Below are 18,409 nucleotides of genomic sequence, written 5' to 3'. Positions count from 1 at the left end.
GCTGGGGAGCATGGCCGACGCGGCGTTTCCTGGCCTCTCACAGAACGGAGTACTGTCCCCCCTGTCCTGCCGGAATGCTTGTAGCACACCGGCATTATGAATTATGAATTCAAAATACCAACACCCGTTCGATCACGAAGACGGGATAAAGACGGAGGGCCCATCCATGGACAGCACGCTCCACTCTCACGACACGTCGGCGACGCAGGACCATAGGGACGATCCGGCAGGCGGCCATGACGCGCGGCCGGGCGCGGCGGGCGGCCGCGCGCTGCCGCTGGCCGGCATCCGGGTACTGGACGTGACCCAGGTGATGGCCGGGCCGGTCTGCACCATGCTGCTGGGCGACCTGGGGGCCGACATCATCAAGATCGAGCCGCCGGGGACGGGCGACCAGACGCGCGGGGCCATGGGGTTTCGCATGAAGGGCGATGACAGCATGGGGTTCCTGAACATGAACAGGAACAAGCGCAGCATCGCGCTGAACCTGAAGAATCCGGCCGGCCGGAAGGTTTTTCTCGATCTTGTGAAGACGGCCGATATCGTCGTGGAGAATTATCGCCCCGGCGTGGTGCGCAAGCTGGGCATCGACTACGAGACGCTGTCGAAGATCAATCCGCGACTCGTCTATGCCAGCATCTCGGGTTTCGGCCAGACCGGGCCGTGGGCCATGCGGCCGGGATTCGACCTGATGGCGCAGGCGATGTCGGGCGTGATGAGCGTGACCGGGCACCCCGGCGGGCCGCCGGTGAAGGCGGGCGTGCCGGTGGCGGATATCGGCTGCGCGCTGTTTGCGACCTATGCGATCCTGGCGGCCTATATCGGCTGCGAGAAGAGCGGGCAGGGGCAGTTTATCGATGCCTCGCTTTTCGACTCGGCGATGGCGTTTTCGATATGGGATATCTCGGAATATTGGGGAAAGGGCACGATTCCCGAGCCGCTGGGGACTGCCAACCGCATGAGCGCTCCCTATCAGGCGGTGCGGGCGTCGGACGGGTATTTCGTGATGGGGGCGACCAACCAGAAATTGTGGGTGCAGCTCTGCAATGAACTGGGGCGGGCGGAACTGCTGGACGATCCGCGCTTTGCCACCATTTCCGACCGGCTGGCCAACCGGGTGGTGCTGATCGAGGAACTGGAAAAGACTTTCATGACCCGGCCCTCGGAAGAATGGGTGGAGACGCTGCTGGCCAAGGGGATTCCGGCCGGGCGGATGAATACCTACCCCGAGGCGTTCGAGAGCGATCATGGGAAATTCCGTGAGATGAAGATGGAAATTCCGCACCCGGTGGAAGGGACGATTCCCAATATCGGCTTTCCGGTGAAGCTGCGCGGCACCCCGCCGACCGTGCGCCGGCCGCCGCCGCTGCTGGGGGAGCATACGCGCGAGATTCTGGCCGAGCGCGGCCTGTCGGACGAGGCGATTGCCGGCCTGACGGATGCGGGAGCGTTTGCGTCATGAGCGGTGTGGCGGAGCGGGAGGAGCCCGTTGCCGGCCGGGTGCGGCTGACGATCGACGGTGAGGTGGCCACGATCGTTTTCGACCGGCCGCAGGCACGCAATGCCATGACGTGGCAGATGTATCGCGACCTTGGCGAGGCGATCGAGCGGATCGATACGACGCCGGGCCTGCGGGTGGCGGTGCTGCGGGGGGCGGGAGGACAGGCTTTTGTCGCCGGGACCGATATTGCGCAGTTTCGCGATTTCCGCTCGGGCGAGGATGGCGTGGACTATGAGCGGGGGATCGACCAGTGCATTGCGCGGCTGGACCGGATTGCGGTGCCGACGCTTGCGGTAGTCGAGGGCTGGGCGGTCGGCGGGGGGCTGGCGATTGCCAATGCCTGTGATTTTCGCATCGCGGCGGCGGGGGCGCGGTTCGGCGTGCCGATCGCCCGCACGTTGGGCAACTGTCTCTCGGGTGCCAATCTCGCCCGGCTGGAGCGCACGCTGGGGGTCAGCTGGGTGAAGCGCATGACGCTGCTGGCCGAGATGCCGGCGGCCGAGGATCTGGCGGGTATCGGGTATCTGCATGCCATCGTGCCGGCCGAAGAGCTGGAGGCGGCCGTCGTCAAGCTCTGCCGGCGGATCTGCGGGCATGCGCCGATCACGATCGCGGTGACGCGCGAGGCGTTGCGTCGGCTGGGAGAGAGCGAGGTGCCGGAGATGGCCGACCTGATCCGGCGGTGCTACGGCAGCGCGGATTTTCATCGGGGGGTCGCGGCGTTCGGGACCGGGGCGCCGGCGCAGTGGGAGGGGCAGTGACGCGGGTGTAGGCCATTCGGCCGTAACGGTCGGTCTGGTCGTAGCCGTGGAGGCCGGCGCGGGCATGGGTGTTCATGTTCGCGGCCGGGGAAGGAGGGATGCGGGGTCCGCTCCCCTTGCCTTTCCTGGCCCCCTCGCGTAACAAAATGAGAATTGTTATCATTTGCGTGGGCCGTCCGACCAAACGGTGCGGCGGGAGAGGTGTCCCTTGGGGGGAAAGCCTGAATTGCTGGCCTGCTATCTCTCCAATCGCGGGCAGCTTCTTCATTATGCCGGACGGATCATGGGGGACACCTCGCTGGCCGAGGATCTGGTCCAGGAGGCGTGGCTGCGTTGCCATGGGACGCACCCCGATAATCCGCTGAATTTCCTCTATCGTGTCATCCGCAATCTTGCACTGGACAGGCGTCGCCGGGCGGTTCGCGAGGACCAGCGTTTCGTGCGGATCGAAGGCAGGGCGATGGAGGCGATCGCGGCGGACGTTCCCGGCCTGGAAACCGAACTGGCGGCCCGCCTGGAACTCGAACGGGTGATGGCATGCCTTCGGGGGCTGCCGGACATGACGCAGCAGGCGATCATCCTGTATCGTTTCGACGGGCTGAAACTGCGCGAGATCGCCAGGATACTCGATATGTCGATTACGCGCGTGCATGGGCTGGTCGCTGACGGGATGGAACGCTGCCGCCAGGCGTTCGATTCGACGGAATAATGTCGCGTCACGGTGAAAAAACACATGCCCCGAACGTGTGCAGTATCGAGGGGGTCGGTTTTGCCATGCGAAGCCGGCGTCTGGCCTTCGGGGGGAAGAACGCATGAGTGGCGATGGCAGGGACGATGGCAGGGATGACCTGTCGGCCTGGCCGCGGCGTGCCGTGGATTGGCATATTCTGCTTCGCGAAGAGGATGACGATCCCGAGGTCGTGAAGCATTTCGAGATGTGGCGGGCCGCCGATCCGGCGCGTGACGCGGAATGGCGGCAGGTTGTCCGAACCATGGGCCTGCTCAGGGCGATACCGGACGATGCCCTGCCTGTTGCGGTGCCGACGATGCGGACCTATCGCAGCAGGCGCTGGAGGCGCCGCCTGCCTGGGATCGGCCTCTCCGCTCTCGCATCGGTGGCGGCCGCGGCCGTTGCGATCCTGATCGGGCCTGAGATGATGGTGCGCTGGCAGGCCGATTATGCGACGGGACGGCAGGAAACGCGCACGCTGGAACTGGCTGACGGCAGCCGGGCGGTTCTCGCGCCCGAGAGCGCGGTGGCGCTCGATTTTCTGGACGGGCATCGCCATGTGCGGCTTCTCAAGGGAGAGGCCCTTTTTACGGTGCGCCATGATGCGGCGCGGCCGTTCTCCGTGCTTGCCGGGCGCCTGACGGTTACGGATGTCGGCACGGTGTTCGATGTGCGACTGGGCGGGGGGCATGAGGCGACGGTGGCTGTGCGGGAGGGGCGGGTTTCGGTGCAGGAGAGCGGCCTGCGGGAACCGCCCGTCTTTCTCGATGCCGGGCAGGCGGCGACGCTGCACGGCATCCATCTCGCCACGCAGGCAGTTGACCCCGACGAGGTCGGATCGTGGTCCACCGGCATCTTCGTGGCGCATGATCTGCCGGTGGCCGAGATCGCGGCGGCGCTTCAGGCCTATGTGCCGCGTGGCAGGCTGTTCGTGTACGGCGCGAAACTGCGGGGGGAACGGGTGACTGGAACGTATCCGCTCAATGAGCCCGATCAGGCATTCGAAACGATGGCACGCGGCCAGAAAGCCCATGTCATGCATGTGACGCCGTGGCTGGCGGTCATGAGCCGCTAGAGCAGATCCTGTTTGAATGCATGCATTCAAGCAGGTGAAGATGCTCGTGAAAACAATAAACTAGAGCATTTCCACCGAACCGGTTTTCGGTGGAAATGCTCTAGAGCCGCCCCCGTTGGAATGCGTGCATTCAAATAGGGGCAGAGGCCTGTAAAAATAATAAACGACAGCAGTTCACCGAACCGGTTTTCGATGAATTGCTGTCGTTTTTTTTCTGAGAAATGCGGAAAAACCACCCTGTTCGGACGTGTTGAAGGTTAGGGCTGATAGAAAGTGAGAGGCATTCTCATCATTCAGCATGAACCTGAGAGGCTGTTGAAAAGTCGCGCCGGATCGCAGGCTGGGTGACTTTGCAGGCAGCCTCTGACGCACGACAGCCGAAAGGGGCGAAGACAGCATGTCACGAGTATGCGGGAGGGATTTCTTCTCCTTCAGGAGCATGGCGCAGCGGGCCGTTATCCTGACCTCATCCACCGTTCTCGGCGGCATCGCATTATATCCGGTCGCGTTGCGGGCGGCGTCCGCCAACGAGGTGGAGAGCGTCAATTTTCATATTCCGCCCCAGTCTCTCGCTACCGCGCTGACGACATTCGGCACGCAGAGCGGCTGGGCGGTATCGGTTCCGCATGAACTTCTGGCGGGGTTGAGAAGCCCGGGCTTGCAGGGGATGCAATCCCCGGCTTCCGGCCTGGTCAGGCTTCTGAATGGCAGCGGCCTGAGCTATGAGATGACCGGCAGGCACAGTGTGATCCTGCGCAGGGCCTCTTCCACGATTACGCTGGGGCCGGTGCGGGTGGGGGGGACGCTCGCGCATCAGGACCCGACCGGGCCGGGTATCGGCTATGTTGCCGGAAACACCCTCGCGGCGACGAAAACCGATACGCCGATCACGGAAATACCGAATTCGATCTATGTCGTGACCAAGCAGCAGATGGTGGACCAGCAGGCGCAGCGCCTGACCGACGCCCTGCGCTACAGTCCGGGGATCTTCGCCGAGCCGGAAGGGACTTACAATGCCGGCGCTTCCGGGTCCGGAATCACGCAACGTGGTTTCAATACCACTGAATTCGTCGATGGTTTGATGACGAAATCCCAGTCGGCCACGGAAACGGCTTTTCTGGACCGGATCGATGTGGTCAATGGCCCGTCTTCCGTCATGTATGGCCAGACCACGCCCGGCGGCATGATCGGCGTGAGCCTGAAGAAGCCGACGGCGACCCCGCTGCACCAGGCGACGCTCGGCTTCGGAAACTGGGGACGATACGAAGCGACGCTCGATGTCAGCGACAGGATCACGAAATCGGGGAATGTGCGCTACCGGATCGCGGCCATAGGCGTGACGCAGGGTACGCAGATGAACAACGTGAATTACAGGCGTGTCGGCGTTCTGCCCTCCCTTACGTGGGATATCGATCCGAGGACATCGCTTTCTCTTATCGGGGAATATATGTACACCCCCGAGATCGGCGTGGCGCAGACGGCCTATTCGCTCTACGGCACCGCCTTTCCGGGCACGAAAGGCTATCTGTCGCGCAGCACCTTTCTGGGTACGCCTTCTTTCAACGACAATCGCGCCACGGATGCGATGTTTGAATATCAGTTCAAACACGAGTTTAATAAATATATAACATTCGTGCAGAATTTTCGCTGGGAGGATTCCTGGCACTCTACCCAGTACATGGTTTTGAACCAGCCGATTTCAATGTCGGAAATCCGCAGGAATCCATGGGCGTCCGGCGGTGCAAACCGAACTGTGGGCCTCGATTCGCGATTGATGGGGCATGTCGATACGGGACCGGTGTCGCATACCTGGATTGTGGGGTCCGATTTCCGGCAGATCAATAGCACCGGGCAGTATCAGACCGCAGGATCGTACAACGTCGTGGACGTCTATAATCCGCGCGCCTACGATTTCACGCCCTGTCTGGCGACGCCCTGGACATGTCCTAACCCGGCTTATATCCAGAATTTTTCCTATTTTCAGGAAGGCGTTTACTTCCAGGATCAGATAAAATGGAACAGGTTCTCGATTCTGCTTGGCGGCCGCCAGGACTGGTATAACCGTACCTTTGTCGGCGGGCAGCGGACCTATCAGGCTGGCGGCGGCAGCACGGCGACACTGAACGCGCCCAATACCGTCTCGCAATCCGCGTTTACCTGGCGTGCCGGGCTGGTTTATAATTTCGACTTCGGGCTGGCGCCCTATTTCAGCTATTCATCCTCCTTCAACCCGCAGTTCGGCACGACGGATTACCTGAACCGCCCGTTCGCGCCGCTGACCGGAAAGCAGTTCGAGGCCGGCTTGAAATACAAGGTGCCGGAGCGGGATATCCTGCTGACCGGTTCCGTCTTCCATATCGACGAAAACCATTACCTCGTCACGGACCCGCTCCATCCGAACTTCAGCGCCGATGTGGGGCGGGTGCGGTCGCAGGGGGTGGAACTGTCGGCCAGCGCCAATATCACGCCGGATCTGCGGGTCGTCGGTTCCTATACCTATACCGACATGCGCTTTGCGAAATCCAACCTGAAGACCAATATTTTTTACCCCCGGACGGGAACGTTCGGCGCGGCGGTGCCGCAGCAGGGAAAATATGTGGAAGGTGTGCCGCGCAACATGATGTCGGTCTTCTTCGACTATACGTTGCCCCGGACTGTCGCAAAGGGATTGGGTATCAATTGGGGGGTAAGATATACGGGCTTCACTTATGACGATCCGGCAAATTCCTATAAAATGCCAGCTTATCTTCTGTTCGATATAGGAGCGCATTACGATTTCGGCGGGTTGACACCGGTGCTGAAAGGATTGCGGGCGCAGGTGGCGATTTCGAACCTGACCAATAAATATTATGTGACGACCTGTGGCACGTACCAATGTTACCTGGGACAGGGGCGCAGGGTGTACGGCAACCTGATGTATAACTGGTAACGGGCGTGATGGAGCGAGTGGGCGTGGCTGGCCCCCGGCGCGCGGTTTCGGATCGATCTTCACGGTGGAGGGTGGGGCTGGCCGGCTTTTTCTGCCTGTGCGGCGCGGCCTTTTGTTCCACCGCTTCGGCTCGTCCGGTGACGTACCGCGCGGTGGTGCGCTGGACCGCGCACGATATTCCCCATGTCAGGGCGGACGATTTCGCGGGGCTGGGTTTCGGGGCGGGCTATGCCTATGCCCGTCTGAACCGCTGTCTGCTCATGGAGACGGTCATGACGGTGCGGGGGGAGCGGTCGCGTTTCATCGGGCCGGACAGTCCCGCCGGGCCGGGCGGACGCGCGGGGTCAAACCTGGAAAGCGATATATTTTTCAGGTTTTATTTCGATATGGACCGTCTTGGGGACGGTTATCGGCGGCAGAAGGATGTGTGGCGGCTTTTGAGCGGGTATGCGGCCGGTGTCGATCTGGCCCTGTCGAAGCCGGCGGCGTCGCGCCCCTGCGGTGGTGCGCGGCTGGCGGGGCCGGTCACGGTTGATGATGTGATCAGAATGATTGCGCAGAAGGCGGTCTTCGACACCGCTTTGCCGCTTTATCCACAGATGGTTCGTGCTGCTCCGCCGGGGGCGGCCACGGTAAAGGGGGCGGTGCCTGACCCGGTTCTGCCCGCTCCGGCGGCCCACGGGGAGAAGGAGGGAAGCAATGCCTACGCCCTGGGGGCGGCGGTAACGGAAGGGAAGACCGGGTTGCTGGTCGGCAATCCTCATTTTCCGTGGGATGGGCCGAACCGCTTCTTCGAGATGCACCTGACGATACCGGGCCGGTTGGACGTCATGGGCGCGGCGCTCGGGAGGCTGCCGATGATCAATATCGGCTTCAACAGGGATGTGGCGTGGTCGCATACGGTTTCTACCGATCGACGTTTTACCTTTTTCCGTCTTGCGCTCGTTCCCGGCCATCCGGACCGGTATGTCGTCGATGGCAGGCCCGAAGCCATGACGCGGCGTGTCGTGGAGATTCCGGTATTGACGCCGGGGGGAGCGACGGAGATTCGCCGGCAGGTGATCTATGAATCGCGCTATGGTCCGCTGGTCTCGATCGAAAGGCGGGGCATGCGGTGGACCGGCACGGAAGCGTATGCCCTTGCCGACAGCGAGCGGCGGAACACCCGCATGATCGCGCAATGGCTGCGGATCGATCGCGCCGTTTCCGCCGCCGACCTGCTTGCCGGCCTGAAGGCGGTGCGTGGGTTGCCATGGGTCAACACCATCGCGGCCGATCGCCTGGGGCAGGCATTGTATGCGGATGAATCGATCGTGCCGGATCTGCCCGACGATGCCGATCCCTCATGCTTCGTCGGCGGGCGTTTGCCAAAGGGGGTGCCCGTGATGGACGGTGCCCGCAGCGCGTGCGACTGGACCCGGCGCGGCGCGCTGCCAGCCCGCGACATGCCGGTGGCGCGGACGACGCGCTATGTCTTCAACAGCAATAATTCCCCCTGGATAACGGGGGCGGAGCCTGGTTCTTCCTCCGTTCCGGCAATCGTGGGTGGCGAGGGGGCGCCGTTGGGTTTGCGTGCGCGGATGAGTCTCGTCTCGTTGCGTCGGCTGACGTCGGCGGGTCCGGTCACCCTTGATCGGGCCGAGCATATGATTCTGGATAGTCGGAACTATGCGGCGGAACTGGCGGCTCCCGCTTTGGCGGCACTTTGCGGAACGGAGCCGTATGATAGGCCGGTTTCCGCCGAAGCCTGCCGTGTGCTTCAGGCATGGGATCGGACGGATCGGCCGGACAGTCGTGGAGCCGTGCTGTTCCGGGCGTTCTGGACAAGAGCGCATGAGATTCCGGATTTATGGAGTGTTCCGTTCGATCCGGACGCTCCGGCCGATACGCCATGCAGGATCGCTTTCGCGCGTGCATCCGTGCATACGGCCCTGCAACAGGCGCTTGAGGGCGCGGTGGAAGAGTTGACGCGGTTCCATATTCCGCTCTCTGCGCCCCTGTCCCGCGTGCAGTATCGTGCAACCGGGGCTGGGGCTATTCCGGTGCCAGGTGGTTCGGGCATGGAAGGGATTCTCAATGTCGTCGGGTTCGGGGCGCTCGGCGGGACCGGCTACGCCAATGAGAACATCATGGGAACGAGCTATCTGCTGGCCGTAACCTGGAAAAAGGGGCGACCCGTGGCCGATGCCTTGTTGACCTATGGACAGTCGGACGATCCGCTCTTGCCGGCTTACGCGGATCAGACCGATCTTTTCTCGATGGGGCGGATGGTCAGGCTTCCGTTTGAAGAAAGCGCGATCAGTCAGGACCCGTCTTTTGCGATCGAGGAACTGCGGCAGTGAAGGGGCGCGTTCCGTCGCGGTGATTGCCCTGCATTGCCGGCGCGATGGGCGGGGTACGGGGGAAGTTGTTGCCAGCGGGGTTTTGAACCGCTTCTAGCGGGGGGAGCCGGTGATGACCTCCCATTGTCCGTGCCGGCGGCAGCCTTCCAGGGGGCCGGCGGTTTCCGTCGCATCGTTGATGTCGACGCGCAGGGAAAATGTGCCGCAGGGGCCGTTGGGGGCGCCGGACATGACGACCGTGCCGCCCCGGCGCCCGTCGGTGCTGCGCCATTGCTGCTCCTGGTCGGGGTGGGCGTTGGCGCGTTCGGTGGCCGCCCTCAGTCTTGCCAGGTCGTTGCTGTTGAGGTTGGCGCGCGCCAGGTTGCTCATGGGGGCGGCCAGGGTGCGGTCTGCGGGCAGAGACAGCCGGACGGTGTCGTTCAGCCCCATCAGGACGATCTCCTCGAACGGCAGCCTGACATATCTGGTCAGGTAGTCGGGGATGGCTTCCAGATAGACTTCGAGGTCGGCGCGGAATTGGGGGGTCGCGTAGCCGCCATCCAACGGGCCGTGGTAGAAACCGAGCTGCTTCAGGGCACTCTGGATTTTCCACTGGGATGGAAAGCCCGGAAGCTGGTTGTCCGGCGGCATGGGGGCGGGGCGAGTTTCGGGCGTTCGTCCGCGCTTTCAATGCCGGTGGGCGACGTTGGCGCGGTCGGGGCGGGCCGGGACGCGTGGTGGGATGACGGGTGGGGCGATGACGGCAGTGACGGCGCCGGGGATGGGTGTGACGCTGGCTGTGACGGCGGCTGCGACGATGGTTGGGGCGCGGCGGCCGAGGGCAGGAACGGCTGCATGATGCCCAGGGTGGACAATGTGAAGCCGGCGGCGTCGGCCGGGGATGCCGGCACCGTCTCGTTCAGCAGGACCATGCAGAGCAGGGCGGCGAGGGGGCGGCGGCCCCGGTGCGACGATCGGGTCGCCCTGGCACTGGTGTCGGCGACGGTTTTTCGGGAGAGGTCGTCTGAAGCCGGTATTCTGGAAGTCATGGTGCGTATGATTTATTATATTTATCACGGGGGCCGCAATACGGTGCACGCTGAGGAGCGTGCTGGAAAGCGGTGACTCGCGCATGATGACCGCTGGGTGATCTGCTACAGATACGCTGTTTTATGTAAGGTGCCGTGCCATGCTTCTGATCGATGACCCTGCCATCATGGCCGAAGTGACCGCCATGTCCGACCAGTACGAGGCGGCGCTGATGGCCAATGACCTGGATGTTCTGGATGCGCTGTTTCGCAATGCGCCCGAGACGATCCGTTATGGCGTGGGTGAGGTGTTGTACGGCTTTGCCGAGATTGCGGCCTTTCGTCAGGGTCGTGTCGGCGGGTCGCCGCAGCGGCGGGTGCTGCGCCGGGTGGTGACGACCTTCGGCACGGATCTGGCGACCGTCAATCTGGAATTCCAGCGCGAGGGGGCGACGCGCATCGGACGGCAGAGCCAGACATGGATCCGCACCGATGAGGGGTGGAAGATTACCTGCGCGCATGTCTCGCTGATGGCGGATGGGTCCTGACGGTTCATTCGGGGCGGCGTGTGGTCGCCCGGCGGGGGGGGGGGGGGGGGGGGGGGGGGGGGGGGGGCTCCGCGCGCCGCGTTCGTGCCCCAGAGCCGTTTTCTCACGCCGTGCTTCCCGCTCCGCATCGGAGCCTTTGAAACGGTAGTCTGGTTCCGTTCCGCGACCGGGCCTTTACCGATGGGCGTGCGCGGCCGGAACCCCCGAGCCTGCCGCGCAGCCGGCTGACCTGTGCTGCTGTCTGCAGTCGTCGCGATGATGCGCCCGAGCCCGAAGGGCTCTCCCGGCACGCCGGTTCGCGCGCGGATACCGGAATGCCCGGTTTATAGACCGACCGTATCAAGACTGGAGCATCTCCACCGAAAACCGGTTCGGTGGAGATGCTCCAGTTTATTGTTTTTACCAGCATCTTCACCTGTTTGAATGCGTGCATTCAAACAGGATCTGCTCTGGACATCAGGGCAGCGGGCCATCCCCGGTCAGGCTCTAAGGGCGGGACGCTCTTTGATGGTCATTATCCATGAATGGAATTTATGGATAAATGAAATAAAATCATTTTTGCTCAATGAGCCTCTCAGGCATAACAGCGTCCAATGCGTCTCGGCACTTCCGGCCTGAAAATTGCCGATTGGGAACTGTGAACAAGTCAAATCCTCTACAGGTCAAAATAGTGATCTGGGGGATTCTGCCAAAATGAGGTAAAACAGGAATGTCTGTCGAATTTACGTTCGCTATCAAGAAGACGAGATTTGATGACGATTACAGCCCTTCGGATGACACGCGCCTGACGACCAATTTCGCCAATCTGGCCAGAGGGGCGCATCGTCGGGAAAATCTGCAAAACGTCCTGCGGATGATCGATAGCCGTTTCAATTCTCTCGCGCACTGGGATAATCCGAACGGAGATCGCTATTCCGTCGAGATCGAGATCGTTTCCGTCGAGATGAATTTCGTTTTCAACGGGCAGGATAAGGTCTTTCCGTTAATTGAGATTCTCAATACCTCGATTGTTGACAGGATTGACAATCGGCGTGTCGCTGGAATGACCGGGAACAACTTTTCTTCCTATGTCCGGGATTATGATTTCAGCGTGCTTCTGCTGAAGCACAACCGTGACCTGCCGGAATTCCGCATTCCCGATGGCTTCGGCGATCTTCATGGGAATCTGTTCAAGTCGTTCATATATTCGGACACTTACAGGAATAGCTTCGGCAAGATGCCCGTCATCTGCCTGAGCGTTTCCAGTAACAGGACCTATCATAAAACCGGAAACTATCATCCGGTTCTGGGTTCTGAGTATGAGCAGAGAGAATTTTCCCTGACCGACCAGTATTTCGGCAAGATGGGCATGAAGGTGCGGTATTTCATGCCTCCCTATGCCACCGCGCCGCTGGCGTTCTATTTCTTTGGCGACCTTCTGTCGGATTATTCCAATCTGGAACTGATCAGCACGATCAGCACGATGGAGTGTTTCCAGAAGGTCTACCGGCCTGAAATCTACAATGCCAATGCCCCGGCGGCCGCATGCTATCAGCCGAGCCTGAACCATCAGGATTATTCGCTGACCCGCATTGTGTACGATCGCGAGGAACGCAGCAGGCTGGCTGTCGCGCAGGGCGAGTTTACCGAAGAGCGCTTTATCGAGCCGTATCAGGATCGTCTTGAGCAGTGGTCTGCTCGTTTTCCTGTCTGATCAATCATACACATCAAGGCCGCAACCATGAAGACTTTACTCCCGACCTCGACCGCCGGAAGCCTGCCCAAGCCGTCCTGGCTTGCGAAGCCGGAAACACTCTGGTCCCCCTGGAAATTGCAGGGTGAGGAATTGAAGGAAGGCAAGCAGGATGCGCTGCGCCTGACGCTGGACGATCAGGATCGTGCCGGCATCGATATCGTCAGCGATGGCGAACAGACGCGGCAGCATTTCGTCACGACCTTTATCGAGCATCTCAGCGGAGTCGATTTCGAGAACCGCCAGACCGTCAGAATCCGTAATCGTTATGACGCGAGTGTGCCTTCCGTCGTGGGGGCCGTGACGCGCGAAAAGCCGGTGTTTGTCGAGGATGCCCGGTTTCTGCGCACGCTCACGAAAAAGCGGATCAAATGGGCTCTGCCCGGCCCGATGACCATGATCGATACGCTGCATGACGCGCATTATAAAAGCCGCGAAAAGCTGGCCTGGGAATTTGCCAAGATTCTCAATCAGGAAGCCAGGGAACTGGAGGCTGCCGGCATCGATATCATTCAGTTCGATGAGCCTGCATTCAACGTTTTCTTTGACGAAGTGAATGACTGGGGCATTGCGACGCTGGAAAGGGCGATCGAAGGTCTGAAATGCGAAACGGCCGTTCATATCTGCTACGGGTATGGCATCCAGGCGAATATCGACTGGAAAAACGCCCTGGGTGCGGAGTGGCGGCAGTATGAAGAGATCTTCCCCAAACTCCAGAGATCGAACATCGACCTGATCTCGCTGGAATGCCAGAATTCGCGCGTTCCGATGGATCTTATCGAACTCATTCGCGGTAAAAAGGTGATGGTCGGCGCCATTGACGTGGCAACCAACATCATCGAGACACCGGAGGAGGTCGCCAGCACGCTGCGAAAGGCGCTCCAGTTCGTGGACGCGGACAAGCTTTATCCGTCGACCAATTGCGGCATGGCCCCTCTTCCCCGGCATGTTGCCACGGGAAAGCTGAATGCTCTGGGGGCGGGTGCGGAAATCGTTCGGAAAGAACTGTCGGTCTGAGCCTCGGGGGCTTTCGAGTGTGAGAATGACGCGCTCGTGAGTCTGGCCCAGCGTGGAGACTGAAACCGTCTCCACGCGTTCTGATTGCCGAAGATCGGGATTCCCGGCGATATGCGCATGTTCTGGATGTCGTTCAGCGCGACCAGGGCAGGATGCAGCATGGACAGTCGAACGGGTTTTCCTCTTCGGAAGCGTTTCCCTCCTGGTCGTCACAGATCAGGAGGACGTTGCCCTGCTGATGCCGGTCTGCGTCCGTCTGGGGCGATGCGTCCGTTACAGTGCCGGCGGAAGATTGCGTGTTTTGCGGCTTGTCAGTCATTGCTGTCCGTTCCGTAATAGAGCTTGCCGATTTCAATGGCTGGACGGCCCGTGTTGCGGCGATGCAGGTTGGTGTCTCTGAGCGAGTAGGCGCAGCCGCAATATTCCTGCTGGTAGAACTGCTCCTGTTTGCTGATCTCGATCATGCGTGCGGCACCTCCGCCCTTGCGCCAGTTGAAGTCCCAGTAGGATAACCCGTCATAGGGTGAGACGGCGCGTTGCCCGCAATCATTGATCTGCGCCATGTTTTTCCATCGTGAAATTCCGAGCGAGCTAGTCATGACGGGGAAGGCATGTTCGTGCGCATAGAGCGCCGTGCGTTCGAAACGCATGTCGAAGCACATGGTGCAGCGCACGCCGCGTTCCGGCTCCCATTCCATGCCTTTGGCGCGGGCGAACCAGTTGTCGCGGTCATAGTCGGCGTCGATGAAGGGAACATTGTGTTTTTCCGCAAAGCGGATGTTCTCATCCTTGCGGAGACGATATTCCCGTTCCGGGTGAATGTTCGGATTATAGAAGAAGATCGTATAATCAATGCCGGACGCTGACATCGCCTCCATCACCTCGCCGGAACAGGGCGCGCAACAGGAATGGAGCAGCACCTTCCTGTGTCCATCGGGTGGTGTGAGCAGGGGGCGGGGGCGTTCAGTCATGGGTGATGTCCTTGCGTTTCTGCTTTTCATAGCTTGACCGAACATGCGCGCTGGTGGCGATCGGACGCGCATTTCGGTGTGCGCGGGCTTTCAGGATGGTTCTCGGTCATCAGACCCCCTTCTCGGCCAGGCTTTCAGTCGGTGCAGAGGGCTCCGTCGGGCGGAGCCCAAGAATATGCGCGATGGCGAAGGTCAGGTCAGCATGATTCAATGTCGAGAGATGAAATGCGTTGATTCCATTGGCCTGCAAGGCCCGAACCTGCTCTACGGCTACGACGCTGGCGACGATACGACGCAGTTCAGGATTTTTTGAGGTTTCTTCAAACAGGTGGGTGAGCCAGGCTGGTACCGTCACGCCACAGAGCGCCGAGAAACGTGCCACTTGATCGTAGTTCGAGACGGGCATGATGCCGGGCACGATCGGCGCGGTGATGCCGGCCGCCATGCATCGGTCGAGGAAACGGAGATAGGTTTCAGCGTCAAAGAAATACTGGGTGATGGCGCGTGTCGCCCCGGCGTCGAGTTTGCGCTTGAGATTGTCGAGATCGGCGTCCGGGCTTGGGGCTGCGGGATGGGTTTCGGGGTAGGCGGCGACGGAGATCTCGAAATCCGCGATGCGGCGCAGTCCGGCTACGAGGTCGCTGGCGTGGGTATACCCGCCGGGATGCGGGGTGTAATCAGCCGCGCCTGCTGGCGGATCGCCGCGCAGCGCCACGATGTGTCTGACGCCGGCTTCCCAGTAACTGCGTGCGATTTCGTCGATGTCCTCGCGGCTCGCACCCACGCAGGTCAGGTGAGCGGCGGGCACGAGAGCGGTTTCCCGCTTCAGGCGCAGCACCGTTGCGCGGGTGCTGGCCTGCGTGCTTCCGCCAGCGCCGCAGGTGACGGAGACAAAACGTGGCGAAAGCGGTGCAAGGCGCCGGATGCATTGCCACAGGCGGTGCGCTTGCGCGTCGGTTCTCGGGGGGACAAATTCGAAAGAGAGAGCAGGGGCCGGCATGTCGAGAGCATGAGGGGGGAACGCGCCTGGGAGGGCTTGGGCTGGCCGGTGTTCCACGGTGTTGTTCATCTCGACGATATGAAAATATGAGAGTGGGACGGGGACTGTTCGCCAGAATCGGGCTGAATTGCCGAAACCGTCATAAGCGGGACCAGAGGAGTCCTGCCTGAAGGCGGCGGCATGGCCATAATTGAGAGCCGGATGGGCCGATATGTGGTTTCAGATAAGGGTTTTCGCCAATATATATAAATGATAATTGTTTATGGTTGTATGAATTTGGTGCATATTTCCTGGTAAGACATGGCCATTCTTGAACGTAACCATCTGATGATCATACAGGAAGTCGCCAGGGAGGGGTCGCTCACGGCGGCGGGGGCGCGGCTGAATCTGACCCAGCCCGCGCTCAGCCATGCGGTTCGCAAGATCGAGATCCAGCTTGGCGTGAAGATTTGGCGGCGTGAAGGGCGGTCTCTGGTTCTGACGCAGGCCGGTCAGTGGCTGCTCTCGCTGGCCAACCGGTTGCTGCCGCAGTTCTCGCTGGCTGAAGAAAGGCTGGAGCAGTTTGCCAATGGCGAACGTGGCACCCTGAAGATCGGGATGGAGTGCCATCCCTGCTATCAATGGCTGCTTAACGTCGTCTCACCTTATCTCGAACGCTGGCCGAAGGTGGATGTTGATGTGCGCCAGAAGTTTCAGTTTGGCGGGATCGGGGCGCTTCTGGGCAATGAGATCGACATTCTTGTGACGCCTGATCCGCTTTACAAACCCGGCCTGATTTTTACACCGGTTTTTGATTATGAACTCGTGCTTGTCGTTGGAAGCACCCATCGGCTGTGCGACGTTAAATGTATCACGCCTGAACAACTGGCGGACGAGACGCTTATTACCTACCCTGTTCCTGCGGAGAGGCTGGATATCTATACCCAGTTTCTTCAGCCTGCCGGGATCGCCCCACGCCAGCATAAGCATATTGAGACGACGGACATCATGCTGGTGATGGTCGCGCATGGTCGCGGCGTTGCGGTTCTGCCGCGCTGGCTGGTGGAGGAATATGCATCACGGTTTGATCTGCGGGCGATAAGGATCGGTAAAAACGGCATTGCGAAGCAGATTTTTCTTGGCCGCCGTGAGGCAGATGAGGATCTGCAATATCTTACCGATTTCATCAGCTTTGCCGCTGATCCCCAGGGATGAGGCGCCTGGGGACGAGGCGGTGCGTCTGGTCTGTTCCGTTCGGAAGATGAGTATCCATTTCTGGAAAAGTCTTTGAACGAATCAAAGTCTTTTTGCTTCTTTTTCTTCAGAAAAAGAAGAAGAGATGACCCGGTGACGTACGACTTCGCCGACCAGGATCAGCGCCGGGCTGCCGACGCTGTTGGCGCGGGCAAGGGTGGGCAGGGTGTCTAGCGTGCCGGTGAGCACGCGCTGGTCGGGGCGGGTGCCGCGTTCGATGATCGCGGCGGGCCAGTCCGGCGGCAGGCCGTGGCGGACGAGCATCGCGCAGAGGTCGGGCAGGGCGCTGACGCCCATATAGATGGCGATGGTCTGGCCGCTGTCGGCCATGCGCGCCCACGGCAGGTCCAGCGTGCCGTCCTTGCGGGCGTGGCCGGTGACGAACAGGCAGGATTGCGCGCAGTCGCGGTGGGTGAGCGGAATGCCGGCATAGGCGGCGCAGCCGCTGGCCGCCGTGATGCCGGGTACGACCTGGAAAGGGATGCCGGCTTGCATCAGGGCTTCGATTTCCTCGCCGCCCCGGCCAAAGATGAACGGGTCGCCGCCCTTGAGGCGCAGCACGCGCTCGCCCCCGCGGGCGCGGCGGATCAGTTCGGCGTTGATCTGCTCCTGCGGCATGGTGTGGCGGTCGCGCTGTTTGCCGACGAAAACCCGCGTGGCGTCGCGCCGCACGCGGTCCAGCAGGTCGGGGGGGAGAAGCTGGTCGTAGAGCACGGAATCGGCGTTCTGCATCAGGTGCAATGCGCGCAGCGTCAGCAGGTCCGGGTCGCCGGGGCCGGCGCCGACCAGCCAGACCTCGCCGGTGACGGGGGTGTCGTCCAGCAGGTGGTCGAGGATCTGGCGGGCGGTTTCGGTGTCGCCGCGCTGGGCGGCTTCGGCCCCTCTGCCGTCCAGGAAGGCTTCCCACACGCGGCGGCGGCGGTCGATGTCGGGGCAGCGTGTGACGACGTGGCCACGGGCGTCGCGCAGGAAGCGGGCCAGTCCGTCGAGCCCGGCGGGCATGGCGGCCTCGATGCGCTCGCGCAGGCGGCGAGCGAGGACCGGGGCGGCACCGCCGGTGGAGATGGCGATCCGCACCGGGCCGCGATGGATCTGGGCGGGGGTGATGAAGCTGGAGGGCGTGGGGTCGTCCACCGCGCAGACCGGGATGTTCAGTGCGTCGGCACGGGCGGCGACGGCGCGGTTGACGGTGCGGTCGTCGGTCGCGGCGTAGACCAGCCGGCAGCCGGGGAGCAGGGCATCGAGCCGGTCGGGGGCGGCTTCGGCGGGGATGTGGTGGATGTCTCCGGTGTCGCGCAGGGCCGTCAGCGCATCGTCCAGCGTAGGGGCAAGGACTTCGATCCGCGCGGCGTGGGCCAGCAGCAGGCGGACCTTGTTGAGGGCGATCCCGCCGCCGCCGACCACCAGGACCCTGGCGTCGCGCAGGCGCAGGGCGATGGGGAACCAGCCCGGTTCGTCCGATGCGGTCATGGCGTGCTTCCTGTGGGGGGACGGATTGCCGGTGCCGTCCTGCCCGTGTCCTGTGTGTTCGTCGGGGGACTGGTGCCTTCAATCCCCGACGAT

At 61.7% G+C, this 18,409-nt stretch carries 15 protein-coding genes; 11 read left to right on the top strand and 4 right to left on the bottom strand.

Annotated elements, in window-relative coordinates:
• The first annotated feature begins 166 nt into the window (after window positions 1-166).
• The 6 genes from C7453_RS13845 (at window position 167) to C7453_RS13820 (ending at window position 9,338) form a co-directional block, all read left to right on the top strand.
• The gene (locus C7453_RS13845; protein ID WP_114728145.1) at window positions 167-1,462 is read left to right on the top strand and encodes a CaiB/BaiF CoA transferase family protein; all 1,296 of its coding nucleotides are present in this window, start codon (window positions 167-169) and stop codon (window positions 1,460-1,462) included.
• Complete coding sequence (locus C7453_RS13840; protein ID WP_114728144.1) at window positions 1,459-2,262, top strand: enoyl-CoA hydratase; 804 nt, start codon at window positions 1,459-1,461, stop codon at window positions 2,260-2,262. Before C7453_RS13845 ends, C7453_RS13840 begins: the two co-directional genes overlap by 4 nt.
• A 208-nt stretch (window positions 2,263-2,470) precedes the next feature.
• Window positions 2,471-2,971 (top strand): RNA polymerase sigma factor, encoded by a 501-nt coding sequence (locus C7453_RS13835; protein WP_141289061.1) that lies wholly within the window; start codon window positions 2,471-2,473, stop codon window positions 2,969-2,971.
• A gap of 103 nt (window positions 2,972-3,074) precedes the next feature.
• A complete protein-coding gene (locus C7453_RS13830) occupies window positions 3,075-4,067 on the top strand; it encodes a FecR family protein (RefSeq protein ID WP_114728142.1) in 993 nt (330 codons plus the stop codon).
• Between the two features lie 439 nt (window positions 4,068-4,506).
• The gene (locus C7453_RS13825; protein WP_114728141.1) at window positions 4,507-6,996 is read left to right on the top strand and encodes a TonB-dependent siderophore receptor; all 2,490 of its coding nucleotides are present in this window, start codon (window positions 4,507-4,509) and stop codon (window positions 6,994-6,996) included.
• 137 nt (window positions 6,997-7,133) lie between these two features.
• Window positions 7,134-9,338 carry a penicillin acylase family protein gene (locus C7453_RS13820; protein ID WP_170143228.1) on the top strand — a complete coding sequence of 735 codons (2,205 nt, stop codon included), beginning with the start codon at window positions 7,134-7,136 and terminating at the stop codon, window positions 9,336-9,338.
• A 93-nt stretch (window positions 9,339-9,431) separates the two neighbouring features.
• On the opposite strand, the gene C7453_RS13815 is transcribed toward C7453_RS13820, so the two are convergent.
• Window positions 9,432-9,968 (bottom strand): hypothetical protein, encoded by a 537-nt coding sequence (locus C7453_RS13815; protein WP_114728139.1) that lies wholly within the window; start codon window positions 9,966-9,968, stop codon window positions 9,432-9,434.
• Window positions 9,969-10,007: 39 nt separating this feature from the next.
• On the opposite strand from C7453_RS13815, the gene C7453_RS19170 reads away from it, so the two are divergent.
• From C7453_RS19170 to C7453_RS13790, 4 genes are all read left to right on the top strand, one after another.
• Window positions 10,008-10,442 (top strand): hypothetical protein, encoded by a 435-nt coding sequence (locus C7453_RS19170; protein WP_114728138.1) that lies wholly within the window; start codon window positions 10,008-10,010, stop codon window positions 10,440-10,442.
• A gap of 64 nt (window positions 10,443-10,506) precedes the next feature.
• Window positions 10,507-10,893, top strand: a complete 387-nt coding sequence (gene hpxZ / locus C7453_RS13805) for an oxalurate catabolism protein HpxZ (RefSeq protein WP_114728137.1) — start codon at window positions 10,507-10,509, stop codon at window positions 10,891-10,893.
• 709 nt (window positions 10,894-11,602) lie between these two features.
• Window positions 11,603-12,586, top strand: a complete 984-nt coding sequence (locus C7453_RS13795; protein ID WP_114728135.1) for a DUF1852 domain-containing protein — start codon at window positions 11,603-11,605, stop codon at window positions 12,584-12,586.
• 27 nt (window positions 12,587-12,613) lie between these two features.
• Window positions 12,614-13,642: a methionine synthase gene (locus C7453_RS13790; protein ID WP_114728134.1), complete on the top strand. Its 1,029-nt coding sequence runs from the start codon at window positions 12,614-12,616 to the stop codon at window positions 13,640-13,642.
• A 311-nt stretch (window positions 13,643-13,953) separates the two neighbouring features.
• On the opposite strand, the gene C7453_RS13780 is transcribed toward C7453_RS13790, so the two are convergent.
• Complete coding sequence (locus C7453_RS13780; RefSeq protein ID WP_245949046.1) at window positions 13,954-14,562, bottom strand: epoxyqueuosine reductase QueH; 609 nt, start codon at window positions 14,560-14,562, stop codon at window positions 13,954-13,956.
• Between the two features lie 160 nt (window positions 14,563-14,722).
• Window positions 14,723-15,613 (bottom strand): methylenetetrahydrofolate reductase [NAD(P)H], encoded by an 891-nt coding sequence (gene metF / locus C7453_RS13775; RefSeq protein WP_245949045.1) that lies wholly within the window; start codon window positions 15,611-15,613, stop codon window positions 14,723-14,725.
• A 300-nt stretch (window positions 15,614-15,913) separates the two neighbouring features.
• On the opposite strand from metF, the gene C7453_RS13770 reads away from it, so the two are divergent.
• Window positions 15,914-16,807: a LysR family transcriptional regulator gene (locus C7453_RS13770; RefSeq protein ID WP_114728130.1), complete on the top strand. Its 894-nt coding sequence runs from the start codon at window positions 15,914-15,916 to the stop codon at window positions 16,805-16,807.
• An 81-nt stretch (window positions 16,808-16,888) separates the two neighbouring features.
• Here the strand turns inward: C7453_RS13770 and cysG are convergent, their stop codons facing one another.
• The gene (gene cysG, locus C7453_RS13765; protein WP_114728129.1) at window positions 16,889-18,316 is read right to left on the bottom strand and encodes a siroheme synthase CysG; all 1,428 of its coding nucleotides are present in this window, start codon (window positions 18,314-18,316) and stop codon (window positions 16,889-16,891) included.
• Window positions 18,317-18,409 lie beyond the last annotated feature (93 nt).

The sequence above is a fragment of the Gluconacetobacter liquefaciens genome (assembly GCF_003350405.1).
Taxonomy (GTDB): domain Bacteria; phylum Pseudomonadota; class Alphaproteobacteria; order Acetobacterales; family Acetobacteraceae; genus Gluconacetobacter; species Gluconacetobacter liquefaciens.
This window is presented reverse-complemented; position numbering and strand designations above follow the sequence as displayed.

What these genes read in the sequence shown, in the direction of transcription:
- C7453_RS13845 (WP_114728145.1), top strand. Translation starts at nt 167, where the DNA reads ATGGACAGCACGCTCCACTCTCACGACACGTCGGCGACGCAGGACCAT.
- C7453_RS13840 (WP_114728144.1), top strand. Translation starts at nt 1,459, where the DNA reads ATGAGCGGTGTGGCGGAGCGGGAGGAGCCCGTTGCCGGCCGGGTGCGG.
- C7453_RS13830 (WP_114728142.1), top strand. Translation starts at nt 3,075, where the DNA reads ATGAGTGGCGATGGCAGGGACGATGGCAGGGATGACCTGTCGGCCTGG.
- C7453_RS13825 (WP_114728141.1), top strand. Translation starts at nt 4,507, where the DNA reads ATGGCGCAGCGGGCCGTTATCCTGACCTCATCCACCGTTCTCGGCGGC.
- C7453_RS13815 (WP_114728139.1), bottom strand. Translation starts at nt 9,968, where the DNA reads ATGCCGCCGGACAACCAGCTTCCGGGCTTTCCATCCCAGTGGAAAATC.
- C7453_RS19170 (WP_114728138.1), top strand. Translation starts at nt 10,008, where the DNA reads ATGCCGGTGGGCGACGTTGGCGCGGTCGGGGCGGGCCGGGACGCGTGG.
- hpxZ (WP_114728137.1), top strand. Translation starts at nt 10,507, where the DNA reads ATGCTTCTGATCGATGACCCTGCCATCATGGCCGAAGTGACCGCCATG.
- C7453_RS13795 (WP_114728135.1), top strand. Translation starts at nt 11,603, where the DNA reads ATGTCTGTCGAATTTACGTTCGCTATCAAGAAGACGAGATTTGATGAC.
- C7453_RS13790 (WP_114728134.1), top strand. Translation starts at nt 12,614, where the DNA reads ATGAAGACTTTACTCCCGACCTCGACCGCCGGAAGCCTGCCCAAGCCG.
- metF (WP_245949045.1), bottom strand. Translation starts at nt 15,613, where the DNA reads ATGCCGGCCCCTGCTCTCTCTTTCGAATTTGTCCCCCCGAGAACCGAC.
- C7453_RS13770 (WP_114728130.1), top strand. Translation starts at nt 15,914, where the DNA reads ATGGCCATTCTTGAACGTAACCATCTGATGATCATACAGGAAGTCGCC.
- cysG (WP_114728129.1), bottom strand. Translation starts at nt 18,316, where the DNA reads ATGACCGCATCGGACGAACCGGGCTGGTTCCCCATCGCCCTGCGCCTG.